Source organism: Variovorax brevis, assembly GCF_030317105.1.
In the GTDB taxonomy this organism is placed as follows: Bacteria; Pseudomonadota; Gammaproteobacteria; order Burkholderiales; family Burkholderiaceae_C; genus Variovorax; species Variovorax brevis.
The window spans coordinates 19120-32159 of record NZ_JASZYG010000017.1 but is presented as its reverse complement, the minus strand read 5'-3'; the positions used below and the strand labels follow the sequence as shown (position 1 = coordinate 32159).

Here is a 13040-nt window from a genome sequence, read left to right as displayed (position 1 = left end):
GAGTCATGCTGTCATTCAAATTCATCGCCGATGCCACCCGGGCCGGTCACTACTTCGAGTCCTCGGACGATTACTACGGCAAGGAAGGGCATCGCGGCGACTGGATCGGCGCGGGGGTGGCGGAGTTGGGTTTGCAGGGAACCCATGCCGTTGAGCGGCTCACCTTTCAGAATCTTCTGGAAGGTGAATTGCCTGACGGCACGCGGCTGCGCTCGAATCGCACGCGCGGTAGTCACGACCGCAAGGGTATCGACTTCACGTTCAGCGCGCCCAAATCCGTGAGCATCCAGGCGCTCGTTCAGGAAGACCCGCGCATCGTGGCCGCGCACGACGCGGCCGTGAAGAAGAGCCTTGAATTGATCCAGGAGTTCGCGGCCACGCGCAAGAAGGTAAATGGCCTCTCATTCCGCGAGCGCACCGGCAACCTGGTGGCAGCGACCTTCCGGCACGAACTGTCCCGAGCCCAAGACCCGCAGCTTCACACCCATGCCATCGTGATGAATATGACGCGGCGCTCGGATGGCCAGTGGCGGGCCCTGTCCAACGAAGACATGCTGCGCAACGTCAAGATGGTGGGAGCCTTCTATCGCGCGACCTTGGCCGAGGAACTCACAAAGCTGGGCTTCGAGTTGCGAGAGACGCGCAAGGGCGGCTGGGAGCTGGCCCACGTCTCGGACGCCGTGATCCGCCACTTCAGCCAGCGCAGCCGCGAGATCGAGACCCTGCTGGCTGCGCGCGGCCAGGCTCGGGAGACTGCGACGACCGCGCAGAAGCAGGTGGTGACGCTCGCCAGTCGGCGCAAGAAGACGGAGAGCGACCGGGCGTGGCTGCGCGAGCATTGGCGGCATACGGCGCGCGAGGCGGGATTGGATTTGCAGGCGCAGGGGCATATGCATGCCGGCCCGCGGCCCAAGCGCTCATCAGGACGCTCGTTCGCCGGAGGGGACGCGCCTTCAACGGATCCAGTCACGTCGCGCCGTGCGGCGGATGATGCGATCAACTTCGCCATCGCGCACCTCGCGGAGCGCCAGGGCATCTTTTCCCGGGCGGAACTGCTGGAGGTTGCTTACGGGCGCGCTGCGATCCGTAGTACCACTCAGGAAGTTCGACTTGCGTTGGAGGCCGCCAAGATCGATGGGCGCTTGCTGACCGAGCTACCGCTCTACCAGACGGCCCGGTCCCTCAACATCAGTGCCGGCGAACTCGCGCGCGATCCCAAGGCCAACCAGTTCAAGGGGCATGACGACTTCGAGAAGCTCACTCGCGCCTCTTGGACCGCTCTGACCATGACCACCCGCGGGCAGTCGCAGGCTCAGGCCGAGGCATCGGTGGATGCCGCTATCGAGCGCGGTGCACTGGTGCCTGCGGAGCCGCGCTTCGCAACGCCGGATGCCAGACGCAGTGAGATCCGCATCTTGGGCATCGAGAAGTCTGGCCGTGGTCGCGTTGGGCCCGTCGTGACGCCGGACAAGGTGGATGTCATGCTCGCGGCCGGAGACCTCAATGCCGGCCAGCGCGATGCGGTGCGCATGGTGCTCACGGCGACAGATCGATTCGTCGGCATCCAGGGGCTGGCCGGAACCGGCAAGAGCCACATGCTGGCCAAGGCGGTGGAGGGGATCAAGGCGAAGACGGCCCGCGTATCGGCCGGGCAGGGTTATCGCGTGATTGGACTAGCACCATACGCCTCGCAGAACGAGGCGCTGGCGACCCTCGGCATGGAGTCTCGGACGCTGGCGTCTTTCCTCGAAAGTGGGAAGCAGCAGAACGCCCTGGATCGCAAGTCCATCGTGTTCCTTGACGAAGCCGGGGTGGTGCCGGCCCACCAACTCGAAAAGCTCATGTCGATCATCGAGCGACAGGGCGCGCGTCTCGTGCTGAGCGGCGACCGCAAGCAGACTCATGCGGTAGAGGCGGGCAAGCCCTTCGAGCAGCTGCAGGACGCGGGGATGACCAAGGCCTTCCTCACCGAGATCAAGCGACAGAAAAGCGAGGTCATCAAGGCGGCGGTAGTTCACGCAGCCAACAACGAGGTTCCCAAGGCGGTCCAGGTGTTGCAGCCCAACGTGGTCGAGGTGCGGTCGGATCAGCTGCGCTACGAGCGGCTTGCACGTACCTATGTCTCGCTGCCCTTGGAAGAGCGCCACGAGACGTTGATCGTGGCCGGCACCAATGACGCGCGGCGCGCCATTAACGCGCGGGTGCGCGAGGGCCTGGCCCTGCCTAACGGTGATCAGGTAGCGGTGCTCAACAACGTAGACATGACGCGCGCGGAGCTACGGTCCGCGCAGAGCTACGAGTCGGGCCAGATCGTGGTGCCGCAGCGCACCTATGGTCAGCAGCTCGTCAAGGATGAACAGCTCACGGTCGTGGCGCACGACGTGCAGACGAACTGTCTGACGGTCCAGCGTGCGAGTGGCCAGCAGGTGACATTCGATCCTGCGAAGAACTACATGCTTCGCTTGTATGAACGCGAGACGGTGGACCTCGCCCCCGGCGACTGGGTCCGGATTTCCGCGAACAGCAAGAGCTTGGGCATCTTCAACGGCGAGCGGTACGAAGTAGCGGCGCTCGACAGGCAGTTCGTGACACTCAACGCCGGTACGGGAAACATCAAGCTCGATCGAGCGCAACCGCTACACCTGCAGCACGGATATGCCAGCACGATTCATTCGGCGCAGGGCCTCACGAAGAACCGGGTGTTGGTTGAAGCGAATACCAAAAGCCTTACCAGCAACCGCGCGGTCTTCTATGTCGCCATTTCGCGGCCCCGGCATGACATCACGCTTTTCACCGATGATGCTTCGAAGCTGGGCGCGGCCATGAGCCGCGAGCCAAAGAAGTACGCGGCGCTGGAGTTGCGTGACGCGAAGATCGAGAGCGCGGTGCTGCAAGCGCGCGTGGCTCGGACCAGCCAGGCGATGCTGGCGCAATCGCTCCGCAAGGTCGGGAATAACCGGGCCGCCGGGATGCAGGCGGCCACGCGCAGCGCTGCAATGCGTGGACGATGAGGAACACGGGAAAGGACATATGGGCGAAACACGCAAGACGACAAACAACGAGGCGAAATCGAACGAGAGGCGGCCGGAGCGTGTCGAGGTGCAAGTCGCGCTTCGCGCCTTGGTGCATGAACTGCGATCGCCGTTGCAGTCGATGCTGTCATCGCTGGACGTGCTCGATGCAGAGGACTTGCAGGCAGCGCCGCGTCGCGCCGTGAACCGTATGCAGCGATCTGCGCTCGCCTTGGAGACAGACTTGGGAGATCTCGCAACGCTGCTTCTGATCCAGTCGCGCGATCCTGGTGACCTTGGTGACCTTGGTGAACGGGCAGTTGTCTTCGAGGTGGGCGACCTGCTGCGGGAAGTCGAAGAACTGGCCGCTCGCATGGGCCTCGCGCTAACGGTGGCGGCACGTGCCGCGTCCATCGTTGCCGTCGCAGATGCGCATGTCTTGCGCAGCATGCTGCTTCGCCTTGTGCACGCTTTCGCCAAGCTTCCCGGCTCCGGCGCGCCCACGATCTCTATCCTTGAGACGCTGGCTGGCGTCGCGGCCCTGAGATTCGAGGTGCGATGCGCCCGTGTCGTCGCGTGGACTGCGAGATTCGAGGATCGACTCCTTCCGGTACGGGCAATGGCCGGCGCTTTGGGTGGCCATCTCGATCTCGGCATTGGCGCAGTGATCCTGACAGTGCCTGCGCGCATCGACGACGGCCAATGCCGGACGCGGGCGACAGGGTGAGAGGCAAGATGACCAGGGCACCCGATCCGTCATCCAAGCTCAGTTCCGAAGCGACGGAGTGCGACAGGGTGCTCCGTGTAGCGGTACTGGACGACGATGAGGCCATGGTGGATGCCATCGCGACGGTACTGGGTATGAGAGGGTTGGAAGTGCAGGGGTTTATCGGACAGGGTGAGCTCGCCGAAGCGGTCAGCAAGACCCGTTTCGATGCCTACGTGCTGGATTGGCTGCTGGGCGACGCCACGGCGTTGGACGTCGTGATCCAGTTACGCGGCGATCCGGCCAATCACAACACGCCCATCTTCCTTCTTTCCGGGAACCTCGCCTTGAGCGGAGTTCCGATCGATCCGGTGTTGGCTCAGACGATCACCGCGCACCGGCTCTTCTATCGCGCGAAGCCATACTCAATGCGCCTGCTCGCGCGCGACATCTTGATTGCACATGAAGGAGGCACGCCATGACCCAGTTCACACGTTTCCCCGGCCGAACAACTGCTGCCATCGGGCTTCTGACGGCGGCTGCCTTGACCATGCCCAGCCTTGCAACGGCCGCGCCCAACTCCTGTCCCACAGACGCACTCCTGGAAATCGCCGGAGCGGTGAAGTCCAACTCTCCGCGAGGCTCTTTCCTCTTCTCGGAGAAGGACCTGCTGAAGCTCAAGACAGTCACGCTCACGACGGCAACGGCCTGGACACCCCGTAGCGAATTCGTCGGTCCGGAGTTGTCCACGGTGCTGCAAGCGGCCGGGGTCCCGGCAACGGCCAAGGAGATGCGCTTTTATGCGATCGACGCCTACGAGATCACCATTTCCACGGGCGATTTGGTCAAGTATCGGCCTGTCATGGCTCATACGCAGAACGGCCAGCGGCTGGAGGTCGCTACGCGCGGACCGGTTTTTCTGGTCTATCCGCGTGACCAGTACCCTGAGCTCACCGCCATCAAAGGCCAAGCTCAGTTCGTCTGGATGGTCTGCAAGATCGTCGTCAAATGAGCAGGCAGATCGAGCCGCGCGCGCACCATCCGCTCGCCCGGTGGATCCTGCGCTCTGGACGTCCCCTTGGAGTGCTGCTGATGCTTTTGGCGCTGGTCGGTACGACATGGCTGCACATCACGTCCCGCTCAAGCTACCCCGCAGTGGATTCATGGCCGACGGAGGGGTACTACTTCGCCGGAGCGCAATACCAGTTGGGACTGCAGGCGCTGCAGTTGGAGATTGCCCGCTACCACCTGTCCGAGCAGCCCGAGGCGAGAGCGGTTCATCGGCGCGACGCTCTGGTGTTGCGAGACGTTCTTCATGCGAAGTACGCAATCCTGATGGACTCGCCAGAACTTCGTCCCTATCTGGATGCGGTAGAAGGGTTCCGGAGTTCGATCGGGCCGTTGACGGAGCTCAACAGTGGGCTGGACGACGTGGTGGAGAGTGCGCTGGCTTCCGTGCAGGGGTATCGCCAGTTCGAGGCGCAGGTCGAGCCGCTCAGCCAGAAAGTGGTCAGTATGGCCAATGACCTGCGCGTGGCCGAACTGGTGAGCTTTGAAGCGGCCTTCGAGGCACAGCGCCGGGCGACCTTCGCCTATCAGGAAGTCGGGCTCGTCCTGCTGTTCCTGCTCGGAGTTGGTCTCGTGGGGCATGTGTATAGCCTTCGCAAAGAAGTCGTGGCTTTTCGCAAGGAGGCAGAGGCTCGTGCGGAGGCGCAGCGCAGCGCGCAGGCACGCGCAGCCCTGCTGGGCATGGTCTCGCATGAGCTTCGCACTCCCTTGCAGACCATGCTCGCGGACGTAGAGGTGCTGGCGGACACGAGTACTGCAGAAGTGGGCCAGCGCGCCGTTGGGAGCCTGGAGCGAAACATCAACCTCATTTCGGGCCAATTGGACGATATTGCCCAGTACACGCGGTTGGTCAGCGGCACCTACGGGGCTCGGCGCGAGCGCTTTGCACTGGTCCCCATGCTCCAACGCATCGTGGATGAGCACCGAGCCTCCATCCAGCCTGGCCAGCAATTGGTGCTCGACTCGCCACTGCCGCCCGACCTTCAGGTGGAGGGCGATCCGATTCGCCTGCACCAGATCATCAACAACTTCCTGTCAAACGCCATCAAATACGGTGACGGAGCTGCAATCGCTGTATCAGCGGAATTGGAGCAAGACAGGGCGGTGGACACCCCGCAGGACACTGCGATGGCGGTTGTGCGCGTGAGGGATCACGGGCCAGGAATCGCGGATTCGGACTACGCGGCCATCTGGGAGCCCTTCGTGCGCGGCCGGCGCGGGCAGGGGCGCTCCAAGGGCAGCGGACTGGGCTTGGCGGTGGTGCGGCTATTGGCCGATTCCATTGACTGGAAGGTGGGGGTGATCAATAACTCGCAAGAGCAGGCTGGCGGTGCTACCTTTTTCGTGCGGTTTCCGCTTTCCCCGCCAAATAGCTCTCAGGTGAGCGGGAGCGCTCTCTCTGGATAAAAATAGCCTCGGCAAGATTTCATAGTTCGGCGTTCCTGCCGGGCACCTACTCTCTGAAAACCATGGCAACTATTGAAATGCAAATTGAGGTGCGTACCGAGATCGGAATCGCTCCTAGCGAACAAGGCAGGGAGCAAGCTCTGACTGTTAGCCTGCTCGTGGAAGTCGATGATCGGCACTCGGATGCCGCCGCACACGGAGGCAAGATCAGCGAGACCCTTGACTACGGCAAGCTGCGCCAGATCGTGCATCAGGTCTTTGGTGAGCGCCGCTGGGATCTTCTGGAGCAAGTGACCACCACCATCCGCAATCGAATTCGGGACCTCTCGCATGTAACCTCTGCGCGCGTGAGCGTCACCAAGCACCATCCCTGGGCGGACGTGCCACGCCTGACGCTGACCCGATGAGCTGGGTGCTGGTCACTGGCGGCACGGCGCGCGGCGGTGAGGCCATCGTTCGTGCTCTGCACAGTGCCGGATTGGATGTAGTAATCCATCACTCGCCACGCTCTAGCGCCCGGGCGGCCTCCTTGCGCGCCGAACTTGACGAGCGCAAACGTGGTTCAGTCCGCACTTGGGAGGCCGACCTGAGCCAAGCGGTCGAGATGCCGGCGTGGATCACCGAACTGGCGCCGGAATACTGCGTGTGCAATGCCAGCGTTTACCTGCATAGCGAGTTGGGGGACAGCCAACGGCAAGCGGACGACATGGCCGTGCATCTGACCGCCCACGCTAGCATCCTGAAGGTGCTAGAGCCGAGCTTATGCTCCGTGGTGGCTGTATCGGATATCCACGTGGATCGTCCGGCCACAGGCTATCTCTGGTACACGGTGGCCAAGGCGGCCCTGCAGTCTTTGATCGTCACGCTCGCAATGGAGTGGGCGCCGCGCGTGCGATGCAATGTGGTCGCACCGGGTGCGTTACCTCTACCCGAAACCTGGACGGATGAAGGGCGTGCCGATGCCATCAAGCGCTCCATCCCGCTGGGTAACCTTGGCCGCTTCGAAGACCTCGCGTCTGCCGTGAAGTGGATGCTGTTGGATGCCCACTATGTGACAGGGCAGGTGCTTGCCATCGATGGCGGCCGAAGCCGCTGGCTGCGTGACTAGGCTCGCTCTAAGCTGTCTGGGGCCTTGAGGCTTGGCCCTTGAAGGCGCGGACTTTGCGCAGGCCGTCGTTTTCCAAAGCGGAAAGCAGAAGCGGTAAGTGTGTGGGCTTTTCGATGACCTGAACTCGATAGGTCGTGGCTGCGGAGGCCACATCCAGAGGGTCGGCGGAGCCGTTGCGCATCTTGCCCGACAGGAGCACCACGGCCGCGGGCCGCGATTGGGCGCGAAGAGCGGCAAGGAGCGGCGCCGCGTTGCCTTCGGCAAGCAGCCAGTCAACGACATAGCCATCGTAGGGCTTGATGGATATCGCCTCTTGCAGGTCCTGAGATGTCGAATACGGGACGGCTTCCAAGCCCGCAGTGCGCAACTGATCGCATAGCGCTTGCGCCACATCGTCTTCATCGTCGAGCACGGCAATGCGCATCGTCTCGCCGGCCGAATGCTCTAGCACCAGTTCTAGCCGGGCAATGTGCCTCCCCGCTTGGGTCGGGATCGCGGTGGTGGGCATCACCACATACGCCCCATCCTTCTCGAGTGCCACGTAGGAGTCTGCCGCGCGCTTCGCGTCATCGGTTGATCCCTCGGCTAGCCAGATACGGCAGGCGATGCTGGCCCCGCCCATGCGCAGAGTGGCCGGCTTGGCAAGCGCTGTGGCATGCGCTGCCACCACATCCGAAAGCGTCTCTTCAAAGTGCTGTGCAAGGGAAGACAACTCCTCCAGTGTCCAGGCGGCGCTGCGATTGACACGCTGGTGTGCGGCCGCACGAGACAGCTTGAAGAAATCGCCCACGAACGCTGCCTGACGGTTCTTGGCGATGCCGTGGCGCTCCAGTAACGCGCGAACCATGTGCGCCGCCAGCGATAGCGGTTCTTCCTCGGGGGCCTGGGGTGTGTTCATCGGCGCGAACCTATCTCCATTTGTAAGTGCGATTGTGTCGTAGCGCGTTCAAGAGCAAAGTCTCGTAAAACACTACAAAACGACACTGCGCATTCGTCTTTTGGATAAAAAGTGTAGATCGTTTCTAGACTGAAGAGAATCAATAAGCGCAAAGTATTCGGTTTCGCAATACATGTCGTGATCAGGCACGGAAAGGTCATCATGTTCCTATCAGCGGACCTCATCGAGCGATGCGCCCCTGAAGTGTCGCCTGTTCTGATGCAGGCGCTGGTGCGCAACGAGTCCGCCGGCCGGCCGCTGGCGATCGGCATGGATAAGGGTCAAGGCACGGTCAAGCAACCTGCCACGCTTGGCGAGGCGATCGCGACCGCCAAGGAGTTGACCGCAGCCGGTCGGAAGTTTTCTGTCGGCCTGGCCCAGATCCACATAAGCAACGTCGCGCTTTACGGCATGACCTGGGAACAAGCATTCGATGCATGCCAGAACCTTGCCGTGGGTCAGAAGATTCTCTGGAACTTCTATCACCGCGCGTCTGCGTCCGGCTATTCCGGCGTAGCGGCCATCTGGGCGGCCCTTCGGGGCTACAACTCGGGTGGCGTCGAGCGCGCGGTGAGCGACGAATACGCGAACAGGATCTTTGTTTACATGAGCAGCGCACCGCAGCAAGTGCACCTTGGCACGGGAGTGCCCGTCACCAAGGCTTCGAAGGCGTCGCCGCTATTGCCAGCGGCAACAGAGGGCAGCGCGGCGGAAAACGGCAAGGCCAAACGCCCGGGCGAATCCCTCGACATCTTCGAGAGGACGAAGCAGGCCGGCCTTTAGCTGCTCTTCAGTTTGTACAGCACGCCTATCAGCGGAGGTTCCATGAAAGAGCAAGTCATCGCCGCACTGTCCCGCATTGACACCTTCCGATTTCGAAGAGCCGTCACGGTGGCACGGCTGGCAGGGGGCCTTGCCGCGTTGGCGTTCGCAATGCAGCCAGCGATGGCACAAAGCCTTAGACAAGCCGGTGTCAACATCTTCAACGTTATCTACGGCGTCGTCGGCGTGTGCGGTGCCATCGCGTGCGTGCTCACACTTCTGAACTGGGTGACTGGCAACTGGTTTGGGCGCGACGATCCGAAGAAGATGTTCTTCCAGGCGCTGGTCGGCACTGCGTTGGCCTTCGGCGTCGTGGCGATCATCCAGTTCGTCAAGGACATGGTGGGCGGCTCGGCTTCGGGCATCTCAAACCTCTGAGGGCGGGATGAGCGATACCAACGACCGCCATGAGGAGCCAGCGCTGGAGCGCGCGGTGATTTACCGTGGGACTCAGGCGCCGGTGCTGCAGGCCTATGTGCCGCTGCCCGTCTTCGGAGCCGAATGCATGGTGCTGCTGCTGTGTGTGCGCGTCTTCGGCTTCTGGACGCTGTTCCTGCTGCCGCTGCACATGGTCCTCGTGCTCAAGACCAACGACAATCCGTTCTGGGTGCGCGACCTCGTGGCCAGCTATCGCCACCGCTGGTTCGCGCAGAACAAGAACGGGCACGGCGATGGCGTCGTGAGCTTCAGTCCGCACACGAGCCGACGCGAGGTGAAGTGATGTCGGCAGTCCCCAAGGTGCCCAACACCAAGGCCGAGCGCAGCGTCGCCAGTTGCCTGCCGTATTCGCAGCAGATCGATGAGGACACGGTCATCACCTATGAGGGTGACCTGACACAGACGATCGAGGTACAGGGCTTGTCCTTCGAGACGATCGGCCACAAGGAACTCGACAACCTCAACCAACAATGGTTCTCCGCGATCAACAATATCGCGCGCAGTCCGAACGTGGCGTTGTGGGCACATGTCGAGCGGCGCCGCGTTCGCTACGACCTTTCAAGCATCTCCTACGACAACGACCTCAGCACTGAATTTGCCCGGCAGTACGCGCGCAAGTTCGATGGCGAGCAGCACTTCATCAATCGGCTGTTCGTTTCACCGGTCTATCGCTTGGCTGCTAACAAGGCGGACCGAGCGGGCATTCGATTATCCAAGCGGGCCAGTGAGGGGATGACGGAGCTGCGCTTGCGTGCGCGCGATGAGCTTTCGAAGCTGTCGGGGCAGCTGATGGCCAGCCTCAAACGCTATCACCCGAGGATGCTTGGCACGTATGGGAGCCAGGGGGCATTGTGCTCGCGCACTGCCGCGTTCTACTGCCGCGTGCTGAACAACACCGATCGGCATATCCGGCTTGGCGCCTACGAGCTCAGCCAGAACCTGCAGGCCTCTGCGCTGAACTTCGGCGCGGAAACGGTTGAGATCGAGGGCGCATCGGGATCGCGCTTCGCCGCGGTGCTCACGCTCGTCGCTCCGTATCGCGCCGAGCAACTGGATTCCAAGGTCTTCGACGGCCTCCTGTCATCCTCATTCGAATTCGTATTGAGTCAGTCGGTGACTGTCATGGCCTTCGACAAGGCCGACGCGCTGCTCAAGACCCAGTACAACAAGATCAAGTCCACCAGCGACAACGAGGAGCAATTGAAGGAGGTTGCCGCCGCGCGTACCCAACTGCAGGCCGGCAAGTTCTCGATGTTCGAGCACGAGCTGATCCTGGTCGTCTACGGCGACGCAATCAAGGAGCTGAACCAGAACGTCAATGCCGCCGTCACAGTGCTCGATCAGAAGAGCATGAACACCTCGCGCGAGCGGGGCGGAGCACTCATATGCACCTACTTCAGCACGCTTCCCGGCAACTTCAAGTACGGGCGCATCCGCGCGATGCCGATCAGCAGCAAGAACTTCTCCAAGTTCTTTCCAATGCACAACCATGCCCGTGGCAATGCCAGCGGCAGCCAGTGGGGTGCGCCGATCGCGCTCATGAAGACGGCGGCCGGCGTTCCCTACTTTTTTAACTTCCACGTGAGCCGCAACAGGTTGCTGGAGCAAGGCATCCGACTGGACTACGACGAGGAGCCCGCGCGGGGTTACCTGGCCGACGACGACGACGCAGCCAACGGCCACACGGAAGGGCCTGCATCCAGAGTCCACCGCAAGGAACTCGGCAACTACAAGATCATCGGGCGCTCGGGCGGCGGCAAGACGGTGCTGAAGCTGGCGTTGCGCCTGCTCGCCCGCAAGCAGTCGATGGCGAGCGGCAAGCGACTGAAGATCTTCAGCTTCGACAAGGACTCCGGCGAAGAAATCTGTATCCGGGCGATGGGCGGGCGCTACTTCCGCATCGCCGGCGGCGAGCCGACGGGGATGAACCCGTTTTCGATGGCGCCGACGGCCGAGAACATCTCAGTGATCCTGAGCATCATGTCCTGGAACGCGCAGTTCGACGGCAAGTACGCCATGACGCACAAGGACGAGGAGGATCTGCTGCGCAGCATCCGTCAGGTCTACGAGCTCGAGCCAAAACACCGCCGGTATGCGCGGGTACGCGATGCGCTGCCGACCCATCGGGAGAACAGCCTGTACCAAGCACTCGGGCGTTGGTGCGATGGCGGCGCCTTTGCATGGGTGCTCGACAACGCCGAAGATCGATTCGACCTCGACGGCGCGCACACCTTCGGCTTCGACATGACGAACTTCCTCGACATCGAGGAGGCCCGCACGCCGATCCTGCGCTACCTGACGCACAAGATCGCGCAGAACGCCTCCGGCGCGCCGTACATCATCGACATTGCCGAAGCGTGGCGCGCACTGAAGGATCCGCTGATGCAGGCCTTCATCGAGAACAAGGGCAAGACCATTCGCAAGGAAGACGGGGTCATCGGCCTTGACACGCAGGAGCCCAGCGACATCAGCCGTTCGCCGCTGGGCAGTACGCTGCTGTCGCAGTTTCCGACGCAGCTGCTGCTGCCCAACGGCGAGGCCGAGCAGGCGGACTACATCGATGGCCTGAAGCTGACGCCACGCGAGTTTCATTTGATCAAGCACACGCCGGAGAACTCAGGCCAGTTCCTTCTCAAGAAGGGCGCCGAATCGGTGATGGCGAAGATGGACCTGAGCGGCATGGAAGACATGCTGTCTGTGCTGTCCGCAAGCCTCGACAACGTGGAGGTCATGCACGCCGCGATCAATGAATGCGGCCCCGATCCCCGCCAGTGGTTACCCGTCTTTCTGCAAAGGAGAGTGTGATGAAGCTTACTCAAACGATGACGCGCTCGGAGTTTCATTTCGGGGTCTCGGTCGCTGCGGGCCTCATCGGCGTCGCATGTGGCGCCCACGCGCAGGTGCCAGTGACGGTCACCAGCGACATTCCGGCAACGATGAACCAGATCCAGACGATCGCCAAATGGGCCGAGCAACTGAATGCAATGAGCAGGCAACTCGACCAGATGAGGCAGGTCTACGGGACGCTTCAGGGCTCGCGCAACCTCGGCAATTTGATGAACAACGACCTGTTGACTCAGTACCTGCCGCAAGACTATGTCCAGGCCGCACAGCGCCTCAGGAGCGGCAGTGGGTCGTTTTCGGGAATATCGGGATCCTTGAACGACATCGTGCGAGCGAACCAGTTGAAATCGTGCGCCGAACTGAACAGCGACGCCGCCATGCGGTCCGCATGCACGCAGCAGTGGCGGCAACTCGCGTTGCAGAAGCAGATTGGCGACATGGGCTACCGCAAGGCCTCGGAAAACATTCGCAACTTGCAGACGTTCGTGGGCTCGATCAACGCGTCGACCGATCAGAAAGCCATTTCGGAAGTTCAGGCCCGTATTCAGGTAGAAACCGTGCGGATGCAGAACGAGCAGATCAAGCTGTCGACGATCCAGGCGATGGAAGAGGCCGACCGCCGTCTGCAGCAGCAATCAGCCATCGACAACTTCAATGCCGGCATGGCCCGCGGGTCGGCTGGCGGAATCAGGTTCTGAT

General features: G+C 62.1%; 13 protein-coding genes. 12 read left to right on the top strand and 1 reads right to left on the bottom strand.

What is annotated here, in order from left to right; genetic code table 11:
• Positions 1-5: 5 nt before the first annotated feature.
• The 7 genes from mobF to QTI66_RS32080 all read left to right on the top strand — a co-directional run bounded on the left by mobF (position 6) and on the right by QTI66_RS32080 (position 7300).
• A complete protein-coding gene (gene mobF / locus QTI66_RS32110; protein WP_286564429.1) occupies positions 6-3011 on the top strand; it encodes a MobF family relaxase in 3006 nt (1001 codons plus the stop codon).
• On the top strand, positions 3001-3738 hold the full coding sequence (locus tag QTI66_RS32105; protein WP_286564427.1) for a histidine kinase: 738 nt from the start codon (positions 3001-3003) through the stop codon (positions 3736-3738). The genes mobF and QTI66_RS32105 overlap by 11 nt, the downstream gene beginning before the upstream one ends.
• Before the next feature lie 104 nt (positions 3739-3842).
• The gene (locus QTI66_RS32100; protein ID WP_286564425.1) at positions 3843-4199 is read left to right on the top strand and encodes a response regulator; all 357 of its coding nucleotides are present in this window, start codon (positions 3843-3845) and stop codon (positions 4197-4199) included.
• Complete coding sequence (locus QTI66_RS32095) at positions 4196-4729, top strand: putative pterin-binding protein (RefSeq protein WP_286564424.1); 534 nt, start codon at positions 4196-4198, stop codon at positions 4727-4729. Before QTI66_RS32100 ends, QTI66_RS32095 begins: the two co-directional genes overlap by 4 nt.
• On the top strand, positions 4726-6192 hold the full coding sequence (locus QTI66_RS32090; protein WP_286564423.1) for a sensor histidine kinase: 1467 nt from the start codon (positions 4726-4728) through the stop codon (positions 6190-6192). Before QTI66_RS32095 ends, QTI66_RS32090 begins: the two co-directional genes overlap by 4 nt.
• A gap of 62 nt (positions 6193-6254) precedes the next feature.
• Positions 6255-6599 carry a dihydroneopterin aldolase gene (locus QTI66_RS32085; protein WP_286564421.1) on the top strand — a complete coding sequence of 115 codons (345 nt, stop codon included), beginning with the start codon at positions 6255-6257 and terminating at the stop codon, positions 6597-6599.
• Positions 6596-7300, top strand: a complete 705-nt coding sequence (locus QTI66_RS32080) for an SDR family oxidoreductase (RefSeq protein ID WP_286564420.1) — start codon at positions 6596-6598, stop codon at positions 7298-7300. Before QTI66_RS32085 ends, QTI66_RS32080 begins: the two co-directional genes overlap by 4 nt.
• Positions 7301-7307: 7 nt before the next feature.
• Here QTI66_RS32080 and QTI66_RS32075 read toward each other — a convergent pair whose 3' ends face one another.
• Positions 7308-8198, bottom strand: coding sequence for a helix-turn-helix domain-containing protein (locus QTI66_RS32075; RefSeq protein WP_286564418.1), 891 nt, complete (start codon positions 8196-8198; stop codon positions 7308-7310).
• A gap of 201 nt (positions 8199-8399) precedes the next feature.
• Between QTI66_RS32075 and QTI66_RS32070 the strand changes: the two genes are divergently transcribed.
• Genes QTI66_RS32070 through virB5 form a run of 5 tightly spaced genes read left to right on the top strand, consistent with a single transcriptional unit; the run spans position 8400 to position 13039 of the window.
• Positions 8400-9020 carry a lytic transglycosylase domain-containing protein gene (locus QTI66_RS32070; RefSeq protein WP_286564417.1) on the top strand — a complete coding sequence of 207 codons (621 nt, stop codon included), beginning with the start codon at positions 8400-8402 and terminating at the stop codon, positions 9018-9020.
• Positions 9021-9062: 42 nt separating this feature from the next.
• Positions 9063-9437, top strand: coding sequence for a hypothetical protein (locus QTI66_RS32065; RefSeq protein ID WP_286564415.1), 375 nt, complete (start codon positions 9063-9065; stop codon positions 9435-9437).
• A 7-nt stretch (positions 9438-9444) separates the two neighbouring features.
• Complete coding sequence (locus tag QTI66_RS32060; protein WP_286564413.1) at positions 9445-9780, top strand: hypothetical protein; 336 nt, start codon at positions 9445-9447, stop codon at positions 9778-9780.
• Positions 9780-12302 carry a VirB4 family type IV secretion/conjugal transfer ATPase gene (locus QTI66_RS32055; RefSeq protein WP_286564412.1) on the top strand — a complete coding sequence of 841 codons (2523 nt, stop codon included), beginning with the start codon at positions 9780-9782 and terminating at the stop codon, positions 12300-12302. The genes QTI66_RS32060 and QTI66_RS32055 overlap by 1 nt, the downstream gene beginning before the upstream one ends.
• The gene (virB5, locus tag QTI66_RS32050) at positions 12302-13039 is read left to right on the top strand and encodes a P-type DNA transfer protein VirB5 (protein WP_286564489.1); all 738 of its coding nucleotides are present in this window, start codon (positions 12302-12304) and stop codon (positions 13037-13039) included. Before QTI66_RS32055 ends, virB5 begins: the two co-directional genes overlap by 1 nt.
• Position 13040 lies beyond the last annotated feature (1 nt).

What these genes read in the sequence shown, in the direction of transcription:
- mobF (WP_286564429.1), top strand. Translation starts at nt 6, where the DNA reads ATGCTGTCATTCAAATTCATCGCCGATGCCACCCGGGCCGGTCACTAC.
- QTI66_RS32090 (WP_286564423.1), top strand. Translation starts at nt 4,726, where the DNA reads ATGAGCAGGCAGATCGAGCCGCGCGCGCACCATCCGCTCGCCCGGTGG.
- QTI66_RS32055 (WP_286564412.1), top strand. Translation starts at nt 9,780, where the DNA reads ATGTCGGCAGTCCCCAAGGTGCCCAACACCAAGGCCGAGCGCAGCGTC.
- virB5 (WP_286564489.1), top strand. Translation starts at nt 12,302, where the DNA reads ATGAAGCTTACTCAAACGATGACGCGCTCGGAGTTTCATTTCGGGGTC.
- QTI66_RS32080 (WP_286564420.1), top strand. Translation starts at nt 6,596, where the DNA reads ATGAGCTGGGTGCTGGTCACTGGCGGCACGGCGCGCGGCGGTGAGGCC.
- QTI66_RS32060 (WP_286564413.1), top strand. Translation starts at nt 9,445, where the DNA reads ATGAGCGATACCAACGACCGCCATGAGGAGCCAGCGCTGGAGCGCGCG.
- QTI66_RS32100 (WP_286564425.1), top strand. Translation starts at nt 3,843, where the DNA reads ATGGTGGATGCCATCGCGACGGTACTGGGTATGAGAGGGTTGGAAGTG.
- QTI66_RS32095 (WP_286564424.1), top strand. Translation starts at nt 4,196, where the DNA reads ATGACCCAGTTCACACGTTTCCCCGGCCGAACAACTGCTGCCATCGGG.
- QTI66_RS32075 (WP_286564418.1), bottom strand. Translation starts at nt 8,198, where the DNA reads ATGAACACACCCCAGGCCCCCGAGGAAGAACCGCTATCGCTGGCGGCG.
- QTI66_RS32085 (WP_286564421.1), top strand. Translation starts at nt 6,255, where the DNA reads ATGGCAACTATTGAAATGCAAATTGAGGTGCGTACCGAGATCGGAATC.
- QTI66_RS32070 (WP_286564417.1), top strand. Translation starts at nt 8,400, where the DNA reads ATGTTCCTATCAGCGGACCTCATCGAGCGATGCGCCCCTGAAGTGTCG.
- QTI66_RS32065 (WP_286564415.1), top strand. Translation starts at nt 9,063, where the DNA reads ATGAAAGAGCAAGTCATCGCCGCACTGTCCCGCATTGACACCTTCCGA.